General features: G+C 49.0%; 21 protein-coding genes. 10 read left to right on the top strand and 11 right to left on the bottom strand.

Annotation, left to right across the window (positions count from 1 at the left end):
• Nucleotides 1–240: 240 nt before the first annotated feature.
• The 8 genes from ACTHTA_RS08005 to ACTHTA_RS08040 form a co-directional block, all read right to left on the bottom strand.
• Nucleotides 241–819 (bottom strand): sigma-70 family RNA polymerase sigma factor, encoded by a 579-nt coding sequence (locus ACTHTA_RS08005; RefSeq protein ID WP_308887777.1) that lies wholly within the window; start codon nucleotides 817–819, stop codon nucleotides 241–243.
• A 142-nt stretch (nucleotides 820–961) separates the two neighbouring features.
• Complete coding sequence (locus tag ACTHTA_RS08010; protein WP_308887776.1) at nucleotides 962–1,648, bottom strand: HvfC family RiPP maturation protein; 687 nt, start codon at nucleotides 1,646–1,648, stop codon at nucleotides 962–964.
• Nucleotides 1,638–2,480 (bottom strand): HvfB family MNIO-type RiPP peptide maturase, encoded by an 843-nt coding sequence (locus ACTHTA_RS08015; RefSeq protein ID WP_254321311.1) that lies wholly within the window; start codon nucleotides 2,478–2,480, stop codon nucleotides 1,638–1,640. The genes ACTHTA_RS08010 and ACTHTA_RS08015 overlap by 11 nt, the downstream gene beginning before the upstream one ends.
• An 86-nt stretch (nucleotides 2,481–2,566) precedes the next feature.
• Entirely contained in the window at nucleotides 2,567–2,884 is a 318-nt protein-coding gene (locus ACTHTA_RS08020) for an HvfA family oxazolone/thioamide-modified RiPP metallophore (protein WP_250591055.1), read from the bottom strand.
• Nucleotides 2,885–2,967: 83 nt separating this feature from the next.
• The gene (locus tag ACTHTA_RS08025; RefSeq protein ID WP_308887775.1) at nucleotides 2,968–3,417 is read right to left on the bottom strand and encodes an HvfX family Cu-binding RiPP maturation protein; all 450 of its coding nucleotides are present in this window, start codon (nucleotides 3,415–3,417) and stop codon (nucleotides 2,968–2,970) included.
• 223 nt (nucleotides 3,418–3,640) lie between these two features.
• Nucleotides 3,641–5,950 (bottom strand): DNA helicase RecQ, encoded by a 2,310-nt coding sequence (gene recQ, locus ACTHTA_RS08030; RefSeq protein ID WP_308887774.1) that lies wholly within the window; start codon nucleotides 5,948–5,950, stop codon nucleotides 3,641–3,643.
• Between the two features lie 217 nt (nucleotides 5,951–6,167).
• On the bottom strand, nucleotides 6,168–6,503 hold the full coding sequence (locus ACTHTA_RS08035; protein ID WP_049349236.1) for a zinc ribbon domain-containing protein YjdM: 336 nt from the start codon (nucleotides 6,501–6,503) through the stop codon (nucleotides 6,168–6,170).
• A 59-nt stretch (nucleotides 6,504–6,562) separates the two neighbouring features.
• Nucleotides 6,563–6,901: a hypothetical protein gene (locus tag ACTHTA_RS08040; RefSeq protein WP_308887773.1), complete on the bottom strand. Its 339-nt coding sequence runs from the start codon at nucleotides 6,899–6,901 to the stop codon at nucleotides 6,563–6,565.
• Nucleotides 6,902–7,359: 458 nt separating this feature from the next.
• On the opposite strand from ACTHTA_RS08040, the gene ACTHTA_RS08045 reads away from it, so the two are divergent.
• On the top strand, nucleotides 7,360–8,316 hold the full coding sequence (locus ACTHTA_RS08045; protein WP_308887772.1) for a DUF2167 domain-containing protein: 957 nt from the start codon (nucleotides 7,360–7,362) through the stop codon (nucleotides 8,314–8,316).
• Between the two features lie 65 nt (nucleotides 8,317–8,381).
• Here ACTHTA_RS08045 and gltX read toward each other — a convergent pair whose 3' ends face one another.
• Nucleotides 8,382–9,776 carry a glutamate--tRNA ligase gene (gene gltX / locus ACTHTA_RS08050; RefSeq protein WP_308887771.1) on the bottom strand — a complete coding sequence of 465 codons (1,395 nt, stop codon included), beginning with the start codon at nucleotides 9,774–9,776 and terminating at the stop codon, nucleotides 8,382–8,384.
• 164 nt (nucleotides 9,777–9,940) lie between these two features.
• Between gltX and ACTHTA_RS08055 the strand changes: the two genes are divergently transcribed.
• Together ACTHTA_RS08055 and ACTHTA_RS08060 are read left to right on the top strand one after the other, a co-directional pair.
• Nucleotides 9,941–11,035, top strand: a complete 1,095-nt coding sequence (locus tag ACTHTA_RS08055; protein ID WP_313971096.1) for an ABC transporter substrate-binding protein — start codon at nucleotides 9,941–9,943, stop codon at nucleotides 11,033–11,035.
• A gap of 117 nt (nucleotides 11,036–11,152) precedes the next feature.
• Complete coding sequence (locus ACTHTA_RS08060; protein WP_308887769.1) at nucleotides 11,153–11,410, top strand: hypothetical protein; 258 nt, start codon at nucleotides 11,153–11,155, stop codon at nucleotides 11,408–11,410.
• 70 nt (nucleotides 11,411–11,480) lie between these two features.
• On the opposite strand, the gene ACTHTA_RS08065 is transcribed toward ACTHTA_RS08060, so the two are convergent.
• Nucleotides 11,481–12,137: a YdcF family protein gene (locus tag ACTHTA_RS08065; protein ID WP_308887768.1), complete on the bottom strand. Its 657-nt coding sequence runs from the start codon at nucleotides 12,135–12,137 to the stop codon at nucleotides 11,481–11,483.
• Nucleotides 12,138–12,162: 25 nt separating this feature from the next.
• Complete coding sequence (gene arsC, locus ACTHTA_RS08070) at nucleotides 12,163–12,522, bottom strand: arsenate reductase (glutaredoxin) (protein ID WP_254347191.1); 360 nt, start codon at nucleotides 12,520–12,522, stop codon at nucleotides 12,163–12,165.
• Nucleotides 12,523–12,691: 169 nt separating this feature from the next.
• Here arsC and ACTHTA_RS08075 point away from each other — a divergent pair, with 169 nt between their 5' ends.
• The 7 genes from ACTHTA_RS08075 to ACTHTA_RS08105 all read left to right on the top strand — a co-directional run bounded on the left by ACTHTA_RS08075 (nucleotide 12,692) and on the right by ACTHTA_RS08105 (nucleotide 19,298).
• Entirely contained in the window at nucleotides 12,692–13,174 is a 483-nt protein-coding gene (locus ACTHTA_RS08075; protein ID WP_308887765.1) for a TlpA disulfide reductase family protein, read from the top strand.
• Between the two features lie 248 nt (nucleotides 13,175–13,422).
• Nucleotides 13,423–14,073 (top strand): cell division ATP-binding protein FtsE, encoded by a 651-nt coding sequence (gene ftsE, locus ACTHTA_RS08080; protein WP_003681151.1) that lies wholly within the window; start codon nucleotides 13,423–13,425, stop codon nucleotides 14,071–14,073.
• Nucleotides 14,070–14,987 carry a permease-like cell division protein FtsX gene (gene ftsX / locus ACTHTA_RS08085; RefSeq protein ID WP_003686699.1) on the top strand — a complete coding sequence of 306 codons (918 nt, stop codon included), beginning with the start codon at nucleotides 14,070–14,072 and terminating at the stop codon, nucleotides 14,985–14,987. The genes ftsE and ftsX overlap by 4 nt, the downstream gene beginning before the upstream one ends.
• Nucleotides 14,988–15,183: 196 nt before the next feature.
• Nucleotides 15,184–16,437, top strand: a complete 1,254-nt coding sequence (murA, locus tag ACTHTA_RS08090) for a UDP-N-acetylglucosamine 1-carboxyvinyltransferase (RefSeq protein ID WP_308887799.1) — start codon at nucleotides 15,184–15,186, stop codon at nucleotides 16,435–16,437.
• Between the two features lie 264 nt (nucleotides 16,438–16,701).
• Nucleotides 16,702–17,187 (top strand): hypothetical protein, encoded by a 486-nt coding sequence (locus ACTHTA_RS08095; protein WP_049328770.1) that lies wholly within the window; start codon nucleotides 16,702–16,704, stop codon nucleotides 17,185–17,187.
• An 81-nt stretch (nucleotides 17,188–17,268) separates the two neighbouring features.
• Nucleotides 17,269–17,988, top strand: a complete 720-nt coding sequence (locus ACTHTA_RS08100) for a hypothetical protein (protein WP_308887764.1) — start codon at nucleotides 17,269–17,271, stop codon at nucleotides 17,986–17,988.
• A complete protein-coding gene (locus ACTHTA_RS08105; protein ID WP_308887762.1) occupies nucleotides 17,985–19,298 on the top strand; it encodes a lipase family protein in 1,314 nt (437 codons plus the stop codon). Before ACTHTA_RS08100 ends, ACTHTA_RS08105 begins: the two co-directional genes overlap by 4 nt.
• Nucleotides 19,299–19,414: the final 116 nt, after the last annotated feature.

The following is a 19,414-nucleotide window of genomic DNA, read 5'->3' on the forward strand; positions in this document are numbered from 1 at the left end:
ACAAAAAGGCCGTCTGAAACTGACAGGGGTAGGTTTCAGACGGCCTTTTTTTAATCATCGAAACATCTTATGCATGGCATTGCTGATTAATTCGAGCTGTTTCTTATATTCGCGGCAACAGGGGCAGAGAGACAGGTGCACAGCGAGGGCAATGCGGTTAAAAAGACCGAGGTGCACTTGGTCTTGCTGTTTGGAAATCAGATCGGTTATTTTTCGGCATTTTTTCATGGCATTTTCCTGTCAGGCATGGGAGAACCATTTGATTTGCAGGCACTGGCGCAAGGTTTCACGCGCGCGGTGCATGATGGTGTGGTAGTTGGCATGGCTGATGCCGCATTGTTCGCGGATTTCATCGCTTGAAAAGCCGAGAATCTCTTTCATGGTAAACACGCGGGCGGTATTTTCCGGCAGATGGTAGAGGCAGGTCTGTAAAACTTGATAGAACTCTTTATTGTTCAAACTGGCTTCGGGCGAGTTCCAACCCTGAGGCTGTCCTTCGTCCGTCCAATGCCCGTCGACGGCAAAATGTCCTTCAAAGGCTTCATCCAAAGCTTCTTCGTCGCGCGTAACGAAAACTTGGCGTTGCCGCCCGATTTGGCGCAAACAGTCGGTAATTTTGTTTTTTAAGATTGCAAACAGCCAGCTGCTCACTTGGGCGCCGCCTTTGAAACCCTCGGCCGCACGGTAGGCGGAAAGCATGGTTTCCTGTACGAGGTCTTCCGCCAAATCGGGGCGGTCGGGCAACTGGATACGGGCAAAGCGCAGCAGCAGTTTGCGGGATTCGGCAAGCTCTGCATCGGTCAGTTCGGGTAGGGCCATAATGTATCAGTATGAAATGAATAATAAATATACTTTTGATTTTACGCTGATACGGAAAGAGCATGCGATTGAATCTATAAACGATTTCAGTAGTTTTTTTGTTTCGCCAAAACCAACTGTACCCGTTTCAGACGGCCTTGGTTTATGCCACAACCAAAATGCCCTGTTCCCGCCAATCCGTCCATTTCTGCCTTAATGCTTCCTGCCAAGCGTTTTCAGACGGCATGAACTCTGCCAGCATGGTTTGCAGGCCGTTTAGGGAAGTGGGCGTTTCTGCCAGTGTTTCCAGCAATAATGCACCGAATCCGTCAAGCGTTTGATACATCACGTCGTCTTCACTGTTGCGCCACACCAAAACGGCAGTTTCCACCTCCTGCAATTCATCGGTCACATCATACTGATAACGGCGCACAAAGGCGACGGGAGAAAGGGTGTAAGCTAAATCGTCTGAATCGGCGTGGGTTGTTTGGCTGTCGGTTTGCGCGGTTTCGGCGAGCAGCTGAGTGTGTTCAAAGTCCATCAATGCCAAGAGGTCGTCTGAAAGCGGCAGGCTTTGGCAATATTGGAGGAACTCGCCGGGGATTTCTTGAAAATAGGGCGTTTGGGCGCGCGCGTCGCGGACGAAACCTTCTTTCAGACGGCCCCATTCTTCGCTGTCAAAGTATTGCAGCGTTTCGGTATAACAGCGGTCGATAAAGCTGTGAATATTGTTGCGTATCAGGCGGATATAGACATTCAACCGCTCTTGCGGCAATCCGTCTGCGGCTTTGCCTTCGCGTATGGCTTGGGCAAAGCGGTGTTGGTATTGGGCGGAAGTTTCAGGCTGCACGGCGGTATTCCTTTCCGGCACGCGTTTGATAGTCGGCGATTTTGGCGACTTCGGCTTCGAGTTCGGCAAAAGGCGGGAAATTGAAATCGCGTTCCAACAGGGTGGGCGGGATGGTCGGCAGCTTGGTGTAGGCGAGTTCGAGTAAGTCCCAAACGGTCGGTAAAACTGCCGCGCCGTGGGTATCAATCAACAATTCGGGGGTTTCGACGTCGTGTCCGGCAATGTGGATATAGCACACGCGCTCTGCATCCACATTTTCTAAAAAGGCTTCAGGCGACAACAGGCCGTGGTTGACGGCGTTGACATAAATATTGTTCACATCCAAATGAATACCGCAGTCGGCTTCACGGGCAACGGCGTTGAGGAACTCAACCTCGTTCATCTCGGCAAGCGGAGAATGCAGATAGTAGGAGGTGTTTTCCACGGCAATACGGCAGCCCAACCGGTCTTGCACTTCGCGGATACGGCGCGCGGTATGTTGCACCATTTCTTCAGTGAAAGGCAGCGGCAACAAATCGTAAAGATGACCGCCGTCGTGGCAGTAGCTCAAATGGTCGGAGAAAAACGTGCAGTCATAACGGCGCATCATTTCTTTGATTCCGTCTATCAAGGCAGTATCCAGCGGGGCTTGTCCGCCCAGCGACATAGATAATCCGTGCAACGCCAGCGGCAGCCGCTCTGCCACGCGGTCAAACTGTTTGCGCGCCCTGCCGCCCATTTTCAGCCAGTTTTCGGGGGCGGCTTCGATAAAGCGTATCGGGCTGTCGTCTGAAAGCGAGAGGAAGTCTTCCGCCAAGTCGCGGCGGTAGCCCAAGCCTGCGTGTTGAATCATGGTGATGTCCTGTTATGGTGCCGTATGAACGACAAAGTCGCATTTTTGTTCATAAAATGCGACTTTGTTAAAGGTATGTTGCAGGATTATTTAGAACCGCATTTACCTTCGCCGCATTTGCCTTCTACTACTTTAGCAGCTTTGGCTTTAGATGCTTTGCCTTTTTTAGCGTGAGTTTTTTCCACGGTTGAACCGCATTTGCCTTCGCCACATTTGCCTTCGCTTGCTTTAGAAACAGCGCTTGCACCGCATGCACCTTCACCGGCTTTAACCGCACCGCAAGAGCCTTGAGCAGATTTTTGAACACCTGCTTTGCTGCTTAACGGTTTATCAGCGGCAACAACGCCGGCAGCCAGAGACAGGGACAGTGCACCGGCCAAAGCAGCAGCTACATTTTTTTTCATTTTAACTTCCTTTTTAAAATATGGGTTTAAATAAATCAAGGGATAATATCGGGCATTTAAAGTCGGCCCGCGACCGTGAATCATTAAAGAAAATGCTTGATGCGGCAACAGCGTTTCTTCAGCAGGGCATCCAAAGACAGACGGCCTGCGCCCTGCAATAGGACAGGAAATAAAACCACCAAATAAATCAGTGCCATTTTATAACCGTTGTCGCACACATTGTACCCCAAGCCGGCATGTACCGCAGACCATGCGACAGCTGTTACGACCATCAATCCCAGCGCGGACAGCCGCGTTGCCAAGCCGACAATGAGTAACGCAGGCAAAACCAGTTCTGCCCACATGGCCAAATTCCAGTTGACCGTATCCGGCAACAAATTGAACGGAAAGGGAAATTGACTGTTGATATCTGCAAACCAGTTTTCCCCGTTCCATTTTTCCAGGCCGGACTCAAGAAATTCATACGCGGCAAAAAGCCTGAGCGTCAACAAGCCGAAAGCGGCCTGCCAAGAGGGGGTGGCTGAGGTGTTCATTTATTTTCCTTATCGATGTGTGTCAAATGGGCTGGGACGAAAAATCAATCGGCACCATCCCATATTTCATGCCTGTTTAGACGAGACAGCTTTGGAAAACTGACAAAACAAATAAAGTTATTTTCTTATTCATTGTTTTATAAAGATTAAAAATTCAAAAAGGCCGTCTGAAACACCATGCTTGATTGGGCTTCAGACGGCCTTTGACAATAAACGCGGTCAATTAATCCGCTTGTTTGCACAATTCGACAATTTCCGCTCCGTATTTGTCGGTTTTCTCCTCATTCATGCCGTGGATTTCCGCCAGCTCTGCCAAATCTTGCGGCCGTCGGGCGGCAATGGCGCGCAGGGTAACTTTGCTGCATATCTGATAGGCTTCGAGGCCTTCATGGCGGGCAGTATCGATGTTCCACTGAAGCAGGCGGCGCATCAATCGGCGTTTGCGTTTGTCCTCTTCGCTCAGGCCGTCTGAAAACGGGTGGCAGATGTTTAAAATGCCCTCGCCGTATTGTTCAATACGTTTTTCGCCTAGTTTATACACGCCCAAAAGGTCGATGGGTTCGGCAGGCGTATTGGTCAACAAATCGTCCATACTTTCGTTGGAGAATACCGTACCCAGCGTTACTTGATCGGCACTTGCCTGCTGCTCGCGCCAAGTTTCCAAAGCGTGTTTTAAGGCCTGTTCGCGCTCGCCCAAACTGTGGATAACTTGTGTGCTGTCTGTGGAAACCGTACCGGCTTCGGCTATTTCGCAAACATCGAGTATCTCCAAACCGAATTTATTGATTTTCGCCTCACCCAAGCCGTAGATTTGATGTAAATCTTCCAAACTTCGGGGCATTTTTTCGACAATATCGCGCAAGGTTTTGTCGCCGCAAACCACATAGGCCGGCACTTCCTCTGCCCGGGCGCGTTGTTGCCGCCATTGGCGCAATGCCTGCCACAAACGCTCTTCGCGCTCGGTACGCAACCAATCGTCTTTCGGCTTTTGAGTGGCCGTTTTTTCGCGACGCAAGGGGCGCAGCATGACTTCGGTTTCGCCCTTGAGGACTTTTTTTGCCGCTTCGGTCAGCTGCAAGGCTTGATGTTGCTCGACGTTGACGGTGAGATAGCCCAGGCTGATGCACTGGCGGATGACGCTGCGCCACTCCTTGTCGGTCTGTTCGCTGCCGATGCCGAATGTGGATAACTTGTCATGGCCGTTGCGCTGTATCCAATCATCGCTTTTACCGCGCAAAAGGTTGGTGATGTAACCGGCGGCAAAACGTTGTCCGGAGCGGTACACGCAGCTGAGTAATTTTTGCACCAACACCGTACCGTCAAACCGCACGGGCGGATGCAGGCAGTTGTCGCAATGGCCGCAGGGTTCGGATTCTTCGCCAAAATGTTTGAGCAGCAGTACGCGGCGGCAGGTGGCGGTTTCGCAGACGGAAAGCATGGCATCGAGTTTTTGCATTTCGATTTGCTTTTGCATCTCGTCGCTGTTGCCCTCGGCAATCCGTTCGCGCAACAACACCCAATCGTTCAAGCCGTAACACAGCCAGCTCACGGCAGGCAGCCCATCTCGGCCGGCGCGCCCCGATTCTTGATAGAAATGTTCGATACTCTGGGGCATATCGAGATGGGCGACAAAGCGCACGTCGGGTTTGTCTATGCCCATGCCGAACGCCACGGTCGCCACCACAATAATATTGTCTTCATGCGTAAAGCGGCGTTGGTTTTCCTCGCGCACGTCCATGCTCAAACCGGCATGATACGGAATCGCCTCCAAGCCGTTTTCACACAAAAACTGCGCCACATCCTCGACTTTTTTACGGCTTAGGCAATACACAATGCCGCTTTGCCCATGCATCTGCTTGCGGATGAAATCCAGTAATTGTTTTTTGCCATTATTTTTTTCGATAACCTGATAATAAATATTCGGGCGGTCAAAGCTGGAGATAAATTCGGGCGCATTGTCCAAGTGCAGATAATGCTTGATGTCGGCGCGCGTGGCCGCATCGGCGGTAGCGGTCAGGGCGATGCGCGGGATGTTCGGATAGCGTTCGGCAAGCATGCCAAGCTGTTGATATTCAGGGCGGAAATCGTGTCCCCATTGGCTGACGCAATGCGCCTCATCAATGGCAAACAGGCTGACGGTTTGTTGGTCGAGAAAACGTAAAAAGCGGTCGGTAACCAAGCGTTCCGGCGCGACATAAAGCAGTTTCAGACGGCCTTGGGCAAGCTTGTCGGCAATCTCGCGCGCCTCATCTGCCGATATGCTGCTGTTGACTGCCGCCGCTTCAATCCCGGCCACATGCAGGCTGGCCACTTGGTCGTTCATCAGCGCAATCAGTGGCGATACGACAACCGCCACGCCTTCGCGCATCAGCGCCGGAATCTGGTAACACAAAGACTTGCCCCCGCCCGTCGGCATCAGCACCATCAAACTCTCGCCTCCGGCCAAAGCATTGACGATAGCCTCCTGCTTGCCACGAAATTCGGGATAACCGAATACTTCGTGCAAAATCTGTTTGGCGGTCGGCTGAGGCATAATGATTCCGTAGAATAGGGGAAAGCGTTATTTTAACGGTTTTACACCCGCGTATGTGCGGAACATTTTGCCGCTGCTTTTTCAGACGACCTCAAATTCAAATCTATCAAATTTATTTAATTTTAAATAAAGATTTGTTTTATTTTGAATGAAATGTATAAAGGCCGTCTGAATCCTAATCTTCGGATTTCAGACGGCCTTTTCAAAAATAAAATCTTTAGGCTTTTTTGACGAACTCAGACTTCAAATTCATCGCGCTGCCATCGATTTTACAACCGATATTGTGGTCGCCCTCTTGCAAGCGGATGCCTTTGACTTTGGTGCCTTGCTTGATGACCATAGAGCTGCCTTTGACTTTCAGATCTTTAATCAAGACAACCGTATCACCATCTTGCAAGACCGCGCCGTTGGCATCTTTGACTTCCAAGGCATCATCGCCGGTAGCCGCAGCATCGGCCTCGTTCCACTCATGGGCGCACTCAGGGCAAACGTATTGAGCGCCGTCTTCGTAAGTGTATTCGGAGTGGCATTTCGGGCAGGGAGGTAGGGACATGAGGTTTCCTTATAAATATGATAAAAGAAGCGTAAAACGCAAATAATACAATGTCTAAATTATTGCTTCGCCTTGCTGCCGCCTGCGCCGTAAACGGCATTCCAAGCCGCGTCCAACATCTGGCCGGCTTGTTGCAGCTTGGCATTTTGCTGCTCTTTCTGAGCCAAGGCCGTCTGAATTTCGCCTTTCAAACGGTCAATATCGGATTGCGCAGCCTGCAAACGGCGCTGCGCGCTTTCCAAATCACTTTGCAGGGAAATGATTTTGCTGTCGTTGCTGTTTTGCTCATGCAAAGCGGCACGGTAAACCGATTGGATGGACAACAAACGGTCTTCCGCCTCACCGGCATACGCCGCGGCGGCGGATAACATCATCAGGGCAAGTAAGGTTTTTTTCATGGGTTTTCCTTTAAAGTTGTTTGATTTGTAAAGTAAAGCGCAGAGCCGATTTTTCAACCGCCAAGTTTACATAATATGCTTGTTGGTCTTTATTCTTGATGGTTTATTTTATCCAATCCGGACATTCAGGCTGCCGATAAAAGTTAATTTAATCAACTGTTGTGGCAGGCAGGTGGCTATTATTTTCTCATATTCTCCGCCTTATTCCATTATTTTCTGGTTTTATTATAAAAGGCCGTCTGAAAACTTGGCATCCCCAGTTTTCAGACGGCCTTTTTGAATTTCACAACGATCGCTCAGCCTCTCGTCAAAAAACTTTCCTGTATTTTTAAATTACAGTCATATTTAAATATGTAAATATGATTTATCTATTGTAAAATTTACCCTTTAGTCATGCCGGAGCATATGGTGTTACGGCTGTCTGCATCTTTTTTAATTCTTCTTTTATGAGAACCCTTATGATGAAAAGCAACCGTCTCGCCTATGCCGTTTTGGCAGCCCTACTATCCATCCAAACCCTGCCGGCATCTGCAGCCAAAGCTGATACCGCTTCTGCCGTCGAGGCATCCGGGCAAGAAGCGCAACAAGCCTCAGACTCTATCGCAAACTACGTTGATGACCAAATCGTCCAAGGCCCGGCAACCGTTGATTTGGGTAATCAGGCTAAACTGAAACTGCCTGCAAAAATGGTCTTTGTGAAAAAAAATCGCGCCAACGCCATGATGAGGGAAGCAGGCAACGCCACAGATCCCAACCGCTACGGCCTGATTCTCCCCGAGTCGGAAAACGAGGACAGTGACACCAATTGGATAGTAGACCTGACCTTTACTGATTCCGGCTACATCAAAGACGATGATGCCAAAGAATGGGATGTTGAAGCCATGCTCGAGCAGCTGAAAGAAGGCACCGAGGAACAAAACAAAGAGCGAGCCTCCCGCAACCTACCGGAAATAGAAACTCGCGGCTGGGTGGAAAAACCGCAATATGATGCAAAGACCCATCGTCTGATTTGGTCGATTGACGTTTTGAATAAAAACGAACCCGACCCCAATCCTACCATCAACTACAATACTTTCCAGCTTGGACGCGAAGGCTATATTGAATTGACTATGATCGCCGACTTGAAAAGCATAGATCAATACAAACCTATTGTGCAAGAATTGTTGGGCAATATCGAATTCAACGAGGGCAAGCGTTATAGCGATTTCAATGCGGCAACCGACAAAGTGGCCGAATACGGACTGGCTGCCTTGGTTGGCGGTATCGCTGCAAAAAAACTGGGATTATTGGCCTTGGCCGGCGCATTACTGGCTAAATTCGGCAAACTGATTATTTTCGGTGCTCTTGCAGTAGGCGCATTGTTTAAAGGCCTATGGCGCAAAAAAGATAAAAACAAACCGAACGAAGAAGAATAAATAAATCCTGTTCAAAATAAAAAGGCCGTCTGAAACATTTCAGACGGCCTTTTATCATTCATGCCTTACGAACGAATCCGTTTCAACACTTCTTCCTTGCCGATTAATGCCAACACGGCATCGACGCTGGGCGTTTTCGCCGTGCCGCAGACGGCGAGGCGCAGGGGCATGCCGAGTTTGCCCATTTTGATGCCTTCTTCGTCGCAGAAGGGTTTGAAAAGGTCATGGATGACTTCGGCGGTCCAGTCTTCCAAACCTTCGAGGCGTTCGGCAAAGCGCAGCATACGGGTGGCGGCTTCGTCGTCCCAGTGTTTCTGCATGTCCGCTTCGGCAGGCGTTTGTTTGACGTAGAAGTAGAGGCACTCGTCGGCGAGGGTGTTCAGGTCTTGGGCGCGGTCTTTGACCAGTGCCAACACGTCTTCCAAAGCAGGTTTTGCCGTGTCGTAAATATCGCGCAGGGCAAGGCGGGGTTTGATGAGTTCGGCGAGTTTTTCGTTGGACGTGATTTTGATGTGTTCGCCGTTGATCCAGTAGAGTTTCTTCAAGTCCATGCGGCTTGGAGATGGGGAGACGTCTTTCAAATCAAACCATTCGATGAATTGTTCCATTGTGAAGAATTCGTCGTCGCCGTGCGCCCAACCCAAGCGTGCCAGATAGTTGAGCATGGCTTCAGGCAGGATACCCATTGCGCCAAAGTCGGTAATGGCAACGGTATCGCCGCTGCGTTTGGAGATTTTTTTGCCTTGTTCGTTAAGAATCATAGGCAGGTGGCCGTATTCGGGCAGATTTGCACCGATGGCTTTTAAGATGTTGATTTGTTTCGGGGTGTTGTTCACATGGTCATCACCGCGGATAACGTGGGTAATACCCATGTCGTAGTCGTCCACGACGACGCAGAAGTTGTAGGTCGGCGTGCCGTCGGCGCGGGCGATAATCAGGTCGTCGAGCGCTTCGTTGGGAATGGAGATTTCGCCTTTGACCAAGTCCGTCCACTGGGTAACGCCGTCCAAAGGCGTTTTGAAGCGGACGACAGGTTGCACGTCGGCAGGGATTTCGGGCAGGGTTTTGCCTGCTTCGGGGCGCCAGCGGCGGTCGTAAGTCGCCGTGCCTTCTTTTTCGGCTTTCTCGCGCATGCCTTCCAACTCTTCTTTGCTGCAATAGCAGTAGTAGGCATGGCCTTTTTCTAAAAGTTCGGCAATGACCTCTTTGTAGCGGTCGAAACGGCGAGTTTGGTAAACGACGTTGTCGGCGTTGTCGTAGTTCAGGCCGACCCATTTCATGCCGTCGAGGATGATGTTGACGGATTCGGCAGTAGAGCGCGCCAAGTCGGTGTCTTCGATACGCAATAAGAATTCGCCTTTATGATGGCGGGCAAACGCCCATGAGAACAGGGCGGTACGTACGCCGCCGATGTGCAGGTAGCCGGTGGGGCTAGGGGCGAAACGGGTTTTGACGGTCATGATGGCTCCAAAGTCTTTGAAAACAGGTATTTTACTTTTTCGGCAAGGTTTAAACAATGTACGGCCGTCTGAAAATAATGTCAGCGCAGAAGGACCGCCTGGGAACTTTTCTCCTGAAAACAAATCAAATATAATGATAATTATTTCTTTTAAAGGATCCACTCATGAACAAACGCGCTTTATTTGCCGCCCTCGCCCTCCTGCCCCTTTTTGCCCAAGCCGAAATCAAAACTATTAAAGACGTATTGGGACGCGAAGTCAAAGTCGATGTCCCTGTCAAACGCGCGGTTTTGGCGTTTTACTATCCCGACTATATCGCGGTAACGGGCGCGGACAAATTTAAAAACGTCATCGGCATTTCGCGTGAGTTTTGGGAGAAATTCAATCCCGGCAGCTGGGCGATGTTCAAACAGAAGCTGCCTACGCTGCAAAACATTGCGGACATCGGCAACATCAACACCGGCACGTTTTCACTGGAGAAAACGCTCGCGCTCAAGCCGGACGTATTGATTCTGGCCGACTGGCAGTATAAGGCCGTCGCCACCCACCTGCCGCGCATTAAAGCGGCAGGCATACCCGTCGTCGTGGTCGATTTCAACGCCGAAACCGTCGCGCGGCACACGCGCAGTGCGGAAATTTTCGGCGAACTCAACGGTACGCAGGCGCGCGCCCAAAAAATTGCCGCCGAATACGCCCGAGGCATTGCCGATATCCAAAAACGCGTCGCGCGCGCCAAGCAGTCCAAACCGAAAATCTATATCGAGTTCGGCGACAAAGGCCCGTCCGAATACAGCTACACCTTCGGTAAAGATATGTGGGGCGCGATTGCCGACACAGCAGGCGGCAACAATATCGCCGCGCCTTACGTTAAAAACTGGGGACCGATAAACCCTGAAAAATTCCTGACGGCCAAACCCGACGTCATCGTCATTTCGGGGACGGAAAACGGCCATAAAGACAAGCCTGACATTATGGCGATGGGCATAGGCATCAGCCAGGCCGATGCGCAACGCCGCCTGGCCGGATTTGTCAAACGCAAAGGCTGGGCAGACATTCCTGCCGTCAAAAACAAACGCGTTTACGGCATCTACCACACCGCCTCCCGCTCGCTCGCCGATTTGGCCAGCGCGCAATTTATCGCCAAAACCCTGTATCCGCAGCAGTTTGCCGACATAGACCCAAACAAGACCTATCTGGACTTCTACCGCAAATACCTGCCCGTCGTGCCGGACGGTACGTTTTACATCCAATTGAAATAGCGGCTGCAAAAATCATAGGCTCAGGCCGTCTGAAGATTCAGACGGCCTGAACATGCTATGCCGATAAAAATTTAATGAGTATAATTACTGTTCTTTCAACAAAATTACTGGGTACGTATGAACGGACAAAACCAAATCGGCCATCAGCAGGCTCCTGTTGTAAGCGTCAAAGAATGGTTGCTAACAAACTTGATTTTGATGATTCCGCTAGTCAATATAGTTATGATGCTTGTGTGGGCATTCAGCTCAAACACCAATCCGAATAAAGCCAATTATTTCAAGGCTGCCTTGATTCTGTTTGCCATCGTAATGGCAATTTATCTGGTACTGGCTGTAGTCATTTTTGGCAGTATAGCTGCAAATCAATATCAATAAGTAAGCATACATTTAGGCCGTCTGAAACCTAAAAGGATTCAGACGGCCTTTTACATGGATTACCGAAGGCTCAACCACCTATCCAATTCCAAACGGCATCGCTCCATTTGCCGATACGGTAGAGAAACAATGAATAGCTCTCCTGCATCAGAAACTTAGCTTTCTTGCTGCGCTCGTCAAAGCGCGTGGTCGGAGTGGCGGAGAACTGCGCATCTGACAAGCCCAAATCGGCGGCCATTTCTTCGGCACGCGCCAAATGATACGGGTCGCTGACAACGATAATGCTGCCGACTCCGTTGGCGTGCATGATGGGGACGATATTGCGCAGGTTTTCGTAAGTGTTGCGCGACGTGTTTTCAAATAGGATATTGTGCGCCGGTATGCCCTGCTTGAGCGCGTATCGGCGCCCCACTTCGGCTTCGGTCATAAATCCTTTTTTGGGTGTACCGCCGGTGAAAATGATTTTGCCGACCCGATGGCTTTGGTAGAGCGTGATAGCGTGGTTGATGCGCTCACGGAATACCGGCGACGGGCGTTTGTCCCACGCCGCCGCACCCAACACCACCGCCGCATCGGCATGAGCGCCCTTCGGCAAGGTTTGCAAACCTGTCCGGTAAATCTGCCATGTGCCGGTCAAAAAAATACCGCACACCAGCAAAACGCTCAAAGCAAGGCCGCGAAACAGGTAATATCGCAGGCCATTGCGGCTTTTAAGCAGGGAAATCATCTTCAGACAGCCTTATCCAACCCCGTCAGCCGAGTAGGGCGGCAATGTTTTCCAACGGACGGCCGATGGCTGCGCGCGTAGGCGTTACCAAAACGGGACGCTCGAGCAGGGCAGGGTGTTCGACGATTGCCTGAAGCAGGGCGGCATTGTCCAAATCGGGATTGTCCAAACCCAATTCTTTGTACAAATCGTCTTTCGTGCGCATCATGCCGCGCACCGATTCGATGCCGAGTTTGGCAAACATATCCTGCAAAGTCGCCAAATCAGGCGCGGTATCCAGATATTTGACTACATCGGCGGCAACGCCTTTTTCTTCGAGCAAAGCCAGCGCGGCACGCGATTTGCTGCAACGCGGGTTGTGATAAAGTGTGAATTCAGACGGCATGAAAGTCTCCGTATTATTGCAAAATCATTCAATGATGGCGGTTATTATCGTCTGCAACTGATTTTTACTCAAACTTTTTACCTGATATCTTGATATGAATCGGTAGGCATACCCACCAAACCGTTTTACAATAAACACAATTTCGATTGGCAACCTCAAGGATACAACCATGAAAGCCTTAACCGCCCTTCTCTTGTCCGCCACCGTTTTTACCTCTGCGCCGGCCTTTGCCGCCGATGAAACAGCAGGTTGGCAGGACAACAAACCGCAAAGCCTGGAATCGCTCAAAGCCCCCGTGCGCGTGGTCAACCTTTGGGCAACCTGGTGCGGCCCCTGCCGTAAAGAAATGCCCGCCATGTCGGCATGGTACAAAGCTCAGAAAAAAGGCAGCGTCGATATGGTCGGCATCGCGCTGGATACGACCGACAACATCGGCAAGTTCCTGAAACAAACGCCGGTCAGCTATCCGATTTGGCGTTACACCGGCGCCAACAGCCGCAACTTCATGAAAGCCCACGGCAACAACGTCGGCGTATTGCCCTTCACTGTCGTCGAAGCGCCGAAATGCGGCTACAAACAAACCATCACCGGCGAAGTCAACGAAAAAAGCCTGACCGCCGCCGTGAATTTGGCCAAAACCAAATGTAAATAAAACAGCGGATAAGGTGCTTAACCTACGCTGATACCGAGGCCGTCTGAAACCCAATCGTTCAGACGGCCCTTTTTCAAACCATATTGCTTTGTGTTGCAAACCGGCAGTGTCTCCACAGGCAGAACCGAGGTTTCACTATCAAAAAGCAGCCGAAATATTTATAATCTGTGAATATCCCCATTTTTTCAGACGGCATGTTGCCCTATCGATGACGCCGGCCGTCTGACTCCCTATTTTCAGGAAAACCCATGATCCGTTTCGAACAAGTTTCCAAAACCTATCCCGGCGGTTTCGAAGCCCTGAAAAATGTCAGTTTCCAGATTAACAAAGGTGAGATGATTTTTATCGCCGGCCATTCGGGTTCGGGCAAATCCACCATTTTGAAGCTGATTTCAGGCATTACCAAGCCTACCAAAGGCAAGGTTTGGTTCAACAATCAAGACCTCGGCACCTTGAGCGACAATCAGATCGGCTTTATGCGCCAACATATCGGCATTGTCTTCCAAGACCACAAAATCCTCTACGACCGCAATGTCTTGCAAAACGTTATCCTGCCTTTGCGGATCAGCGGCTACCAGCCGCGCAAAGCTGAAGAGCGCGCGCGTATTGCGATTGAGAAAGTCGGCTTGAAAGGCCGCGAAAACGATATGCCCATCACTTTGTCCGGCGGCGAACAACAACGTTTGTGCATCGCGCGCGCAGTGGTTCACCAACCCAGCCTGCTGATCGCCGACGAGCCGTCCGCCAGCCTCGACCGCGCCTATGCGCTGGATATTATGGAATTGTTCAAAACCTTCCATGAAGCAGGCACGACCGTGATCGTTGCGGCGCACGATGAAACGCTGATGGCGGATTACGGCCACCGCGTCTTGCGCCTGCAGAAAGGACGCCTCGCATGAGTATGATTCATTACATCTCGTTACACGTCGAATCGGCGCGCGCCGCGCTCAAAGAGCTTCTGCGCCAACCCATCGGCACGCTGCTGACCCTGCTCATGCTTGCCGTTGCCATGACCTTGCCGCTGTTTATGTATTTGGGTATCCAAAGCGGGCAAAGCGTATTGGGCAAACTCAACGAATCGCCACAGATTACGGTTTATATGGACACTGATGCAGCAAGTTCTGATGCCGATACGGTGAAAAACCTGCTCCAGCGCGACAGCCGTATCGATAAAGTCCGCTTTATCAGCAAGCAGGAAGGTTTGGAAGAATTGCAAACCAATCTCGACCAAAACCTCGTTTCCATGCTCGATGGCAACCCATTGCCCGACGTCTTTATCGTTACACCCGACCCTGCCACTTCTCCGGATCAGATGCAGGCCATCTATAAAGACATTACCAAACTGCCGCGCGTCGAATCAGCAACCATGGATACCGAATGGGTACAGACCCTTTATCGTATTAACGAATTTATCCGCAAGATTTTGTGGTTCCTCTCGCTGACTTTGGGCATGGCCTTTGTCTTGGTCGCACACAACACCATCCGCCTGCAAATCCTCAGCCGCAAGGAAGAGTTGGAAATCACCAAGCTGTTGGGTGCGCCCGCTTCCTTCATCCGCCGTCCTTTCCTTTATCAGGCAATGTGGCAGAGTATTTTCTCAGCCGCCGTCAGCTTGGGCTTGTCGGCTTGGCTGCTGGCCGAAGTACGGCCGCTGGTGGACGCGATTTTCAAACCCTACGGTCTGAACATCGGCTGGCGTTTCTTCACATTTAGCGAAGTGTCGCTGGTATTCGGCTTCGTCATCGCGCTGGGCATATTCGGCGCATGGCTGGCCACCACGCAACACCTCTTAGGCTTCAAAGCCAAAAAATAAGCCTTGGCAAACAGGCCGTCTGAACCATTCAGACGGCCTGAAATCTTATCCTTTCGCAACTTAAACAAACCTTGTGAAAATTTAATACTGCCAAATCTAACAGCAAGGGCATAATCCCTTATAATTGATGGTCTATTATCCATCTCATTTCATTTGTGCGGCATAAACCGTGCAGACAAATAACGAAAGACATCCTGTGGACAAACTCAAAATCTCTGCCAACGGCCCCCTCAACGGCGAAATCATCGTATCCGGCGCAAAAAATGCCGCCCTGCCGCTGATGTGTGCCGGTCTGCTGACTTCCGGCACTTTACGCTTGAAAAACGTACCCATGCTCGCCGACGTCAAAACCACCCAAAAACTGCTGCAAGGCATGGGCGCACGCGTTTTGACCGACAACATCTCCGAATTTGAAATCAACGGCGGCACCGTCAACAACACCTGCGCACCTTACGAGCTGGTAAAAACCATGCGCGCATCCATCTTGGTTTTGGGCCCGACCCTCGCCCGCTTCGGCGAAGCCCAAGTCAGCCTGCCCGGCGGTTGCGCCATCGGTTCGCGCCCGGTTGACCAACACCTCAAAGGCCTCGAGACCATGGGTGCGGAAATCACCATCGAACACGGCTACGTCAAAGCCAAAGGTCGTCTGAAAGGCACGCGCGTGGTGATGGATATGATTACCGTCGGCGGTACGGAAAACCTGCTGATGGCGGCGACCCTCGCCGAAGGCACAACCATCCTCGAAAACTGCGCCATCGAACCCGAAGTCGTCGATTTGGCGGAATGCCTCGTCAAAATGGGCGCGAAAATCAGCGGCATCGGTACATCAACCATGACCGTCGAAGGCGTGAAAGAGCTGCACGGCTGCGAACACAGCGTCGTTCCCGACCGCATCGAAGCCGGTACCTTCCTTTGCGCCGTCGCCATGACCGGCGGCAAAGTCGTCCTGCGCAAAGCCGCGCCTAAAACCATGGAAGTCGTTTTGGACAAACTCGTCGAAGCCGGCGCCATCATCGAAGCGGGCGACGACTGGATTTCCATCGACATGCAGCAACGGCCGAAAGCGGTAAACATCCGCACCACCGAACACCCTGGCTTCCCGACCGACATGCAGGCGCAGTTTATGGCGATGAACGCCGTTGCCGAAGGCGACAGCCGCGTCGTCGAAACCATCTTTGAAAACCGCTTCATGCACGTTCCCGAACTCAACCGCATGGGCGCGAACATCACTACTGAAGGCAACACCGCCTACATCAAAGGCGTGGAAAAACTCTCCGGCGCCGTCGTGATGGCAACCGACCTACGTGCCTCCGCCAGCCTCGTTATGGCAGGCTTGGTCGCAGATGGCGAAACCATCGTCGAACGTATCTACCACCTCGACCGCGGCTATGAATACATCGAGAAAAAACTCGGCGGCGTAGGCGCAAAAATCGAACGCGTACGCGGTTGATTCCATACGCAGCCGATAAATAAAAGGCCGTCTGAAAACAAAATCTAGCAAACACGCTATGCTTGTTTTCAGACGGCCTATCTACTTGTGAAATAAAAAGCAGGTAACTAAGATAAGAAATAGGATTTTTCGATTAGTAAACACTCAGAAAACCCACCTTCCAATCTTTTCAAAATTAATCTGGTTTATATAAACAGCATCATTAAAGCAGTAGAAAAGCCGATAATTATTCACTACTAATCCTCCATATAATCAATATACATTATGAATGATTCATCACACACAACAAAGAAACGGATAACCCGTTATGGCCATAAACTATGTTTCTTTATTGCCATTTTCATTTGGATTTGTTCCTTATTTCAAAATGTATTTACTTTTGGAAAAGAAGGACAATATGAGGGATTTTTTGTTCTAATTATTGGAACAATATTTGGACCTGGTTTAGGACACATTGGATATTTTGCTGTTTATGCAAATTATATTTGGTTCATTTTAATATTCATATCTCTTATCCGACCGCAAGCAAAAAAATTTATCTTTACTTTGCATGGATTATTATGGGTTGTGGCGCTACTTACATTTACCTTAAACGAAGTAATTGTGAATGAAGCAGGAGGACATGCAAAACCAACTTACGGATTAGGATTGTATTTATGGTTTACAGCGTTTTTATTGACAACCATCGCAGAATTTCTAAAACAGCGTATTTATCAAAATTTGAAAGAAAATACAAAAAGAATAAAGTAACAACAAATACTCCTGTATACTTTGAATTACTCCTGTATACTTTGAATCAAGATTCAAAATCTCATTGTAGAAGGAAGCCTTATGAAACCTTTTATCTTGCTATTCGGTCTCTGTGCCGCTTTATCATTAACCGCCTGCAACAAGGAGAAAAACGTGTACGAAGAATATGGCTTTAAAGAATCGGATTTCCCCACCTATAAACTGCCGAAAGGAGATGCTCCTCCAAAGGATGTTAAAATTAACCCAAACCGTAAAGAACATTATCAAGCTGTGGTTAAAATTAAAGATGCGCCTCTAGCTTTCCAAATTGTGACGGGAGATGAACTTTACCAATCGGAAAACTGCAAATATGTAACCAATCGTTGGGTAGGTGCGACAACGTGGCCTCAATACCGAAAAAAACTGGAGATGACTAAAATTGATAATAATACATATGCTACAGACTTTTATTCGGATACTCCTTTAGATGAAGATTACTATGGGGAAGGCGTATGTAAATGGCAGTTTTTAAGTGCTGCCATAGTAATGGAACCAACAGGAAAAGATAAGCGAGAAACAGCTTTGATTGTCCGTATTGATTCGGAAGATTTAAAAAAACTGACTGAGGAAAATCCTGAATTAAAAGTAACCAATCATTATGAAAAAAACCTTTATCCCATAGCAACCGAATTTCAAGGTAATGGTTCAATTGATAGCGGATATTCTGATAGAGGTATTGAAAGTTGGCATAAAAATGTGGCGGATTATAAACCGGATTCTCTTTTTACAGTTGAATTAACATTAAGAAAGGTTGAAAAATGAGAGCATTGAATAGTCAGGATTTTGCCCTGCTGTCTGATCACATTTATGGGAAGAAAGATGAAAACGGCGAAAAAAAACTGGTTTTTGATAACGAAAAAAATAAAGAAATAACTTTAAACGGTATTAAATATGCTGTTGAAAGAATCAGCGACAATCCCAAAAATGGTTATTTTGGTGCCATTTACCGTCGCTTAGATACCAACGAGTTAGTAGTCGTCCACAGAGGTACAGAGTTTGAAACACGCCAAGACCGAGAAGCCGATATGCGTATGGTTAAAAGCCATACCAATCCTCAGTACAACGATGCTAGAGCATTAACTGAAGTGGCGAATGCAATGGCAAAACATAACGGGGCAAAAATCTACCAAACCGGTCACTCCTTAGGAGGAGCACTTGCCCAGTTATGTGGCAATCGCTATGGTCAACGCACTGAAACTTTTAATGCCTTTGGCGCAGCAGGCTTGAAAGAAGCCCTTCCAATCAACCCATTAGCGGACAGATTAATCATTAATCACCGTATGGGTGGAGACTATGTCTCATCTGCAAGCAATCATTTAGGCAGAAGTATTTTGTATACTACAAAAAACGAAGTAGATAATCTGCGTAAAGGTGGTTTTGCCACACAAGATACTTCGGATGACAACTTTTTGGCTAACAAGTGGAATCTTTACTCATCTCATGCTATAAACAATTTTACCCCTGAAAAGGGATTATCTGTTTTATCTCCACATTCTCCAGCTCATCAACTGGCTGAAGAAAATATGGCTATGCTGAGCAGATTTAATAATCTAGTAAAAGAAAAAATTCGTCAATCACCACAATCATTTGAAAAATATATTAACTGGGCGGACAAATTTATTGCAGAAAACCAACCGCAGTATTCAAATCCATATGAACAACAGGATCGTCCTCAATACGCCTTTTTAGATCTGCAAATAAATGCTAGCAAACTACAAAACTTTTCCCCTGAAAATCAAAAGTTCTTCAATACTGCAATGGTGCACCTAACGACGTATCATAAGACAAACAATCTGCCTATTGATGAGAAAAAGCTGCAAAATTCCGCGATGGCACTTACCGCCTTGGCTCAGTCAAAAAATATCACTGATCTTACTTTATTTAGTGTAAAAAACGACCAGTATCTAATCGGGAACCGAAATCCTACATTAAATCTTGCCTCTATGGATATAGGACTATCTGCATCTATTCCCGTGGAAAAGAGCTTTAATCAAATTCAGCAAACGGCTGAATATGAAGAGCAACAGAAACAATTAGCGCAATCTCAATCGCGTGGAATGAGCATTGGGTAACAATCTTTCTGCCAAGTCTCAAAAGGCCGTCTGAAACACCAGCAATCGGGTTTCAGACGGCCTTTGCGTATTGTTTTGCGGTATAATTCCCGATATCTTTATCCATTGTTTTTAAA

It is taken from the genome of Neisseria sp. P0013.S005 (assembly GCF_051958425.1).
GTDB classification, from domain to species: Bacteria; Pseudomonadota; Gammaproteobacteria; order Burkholderiales; family Neisseriaceae; genus Neisseria; species Neisseria subflava.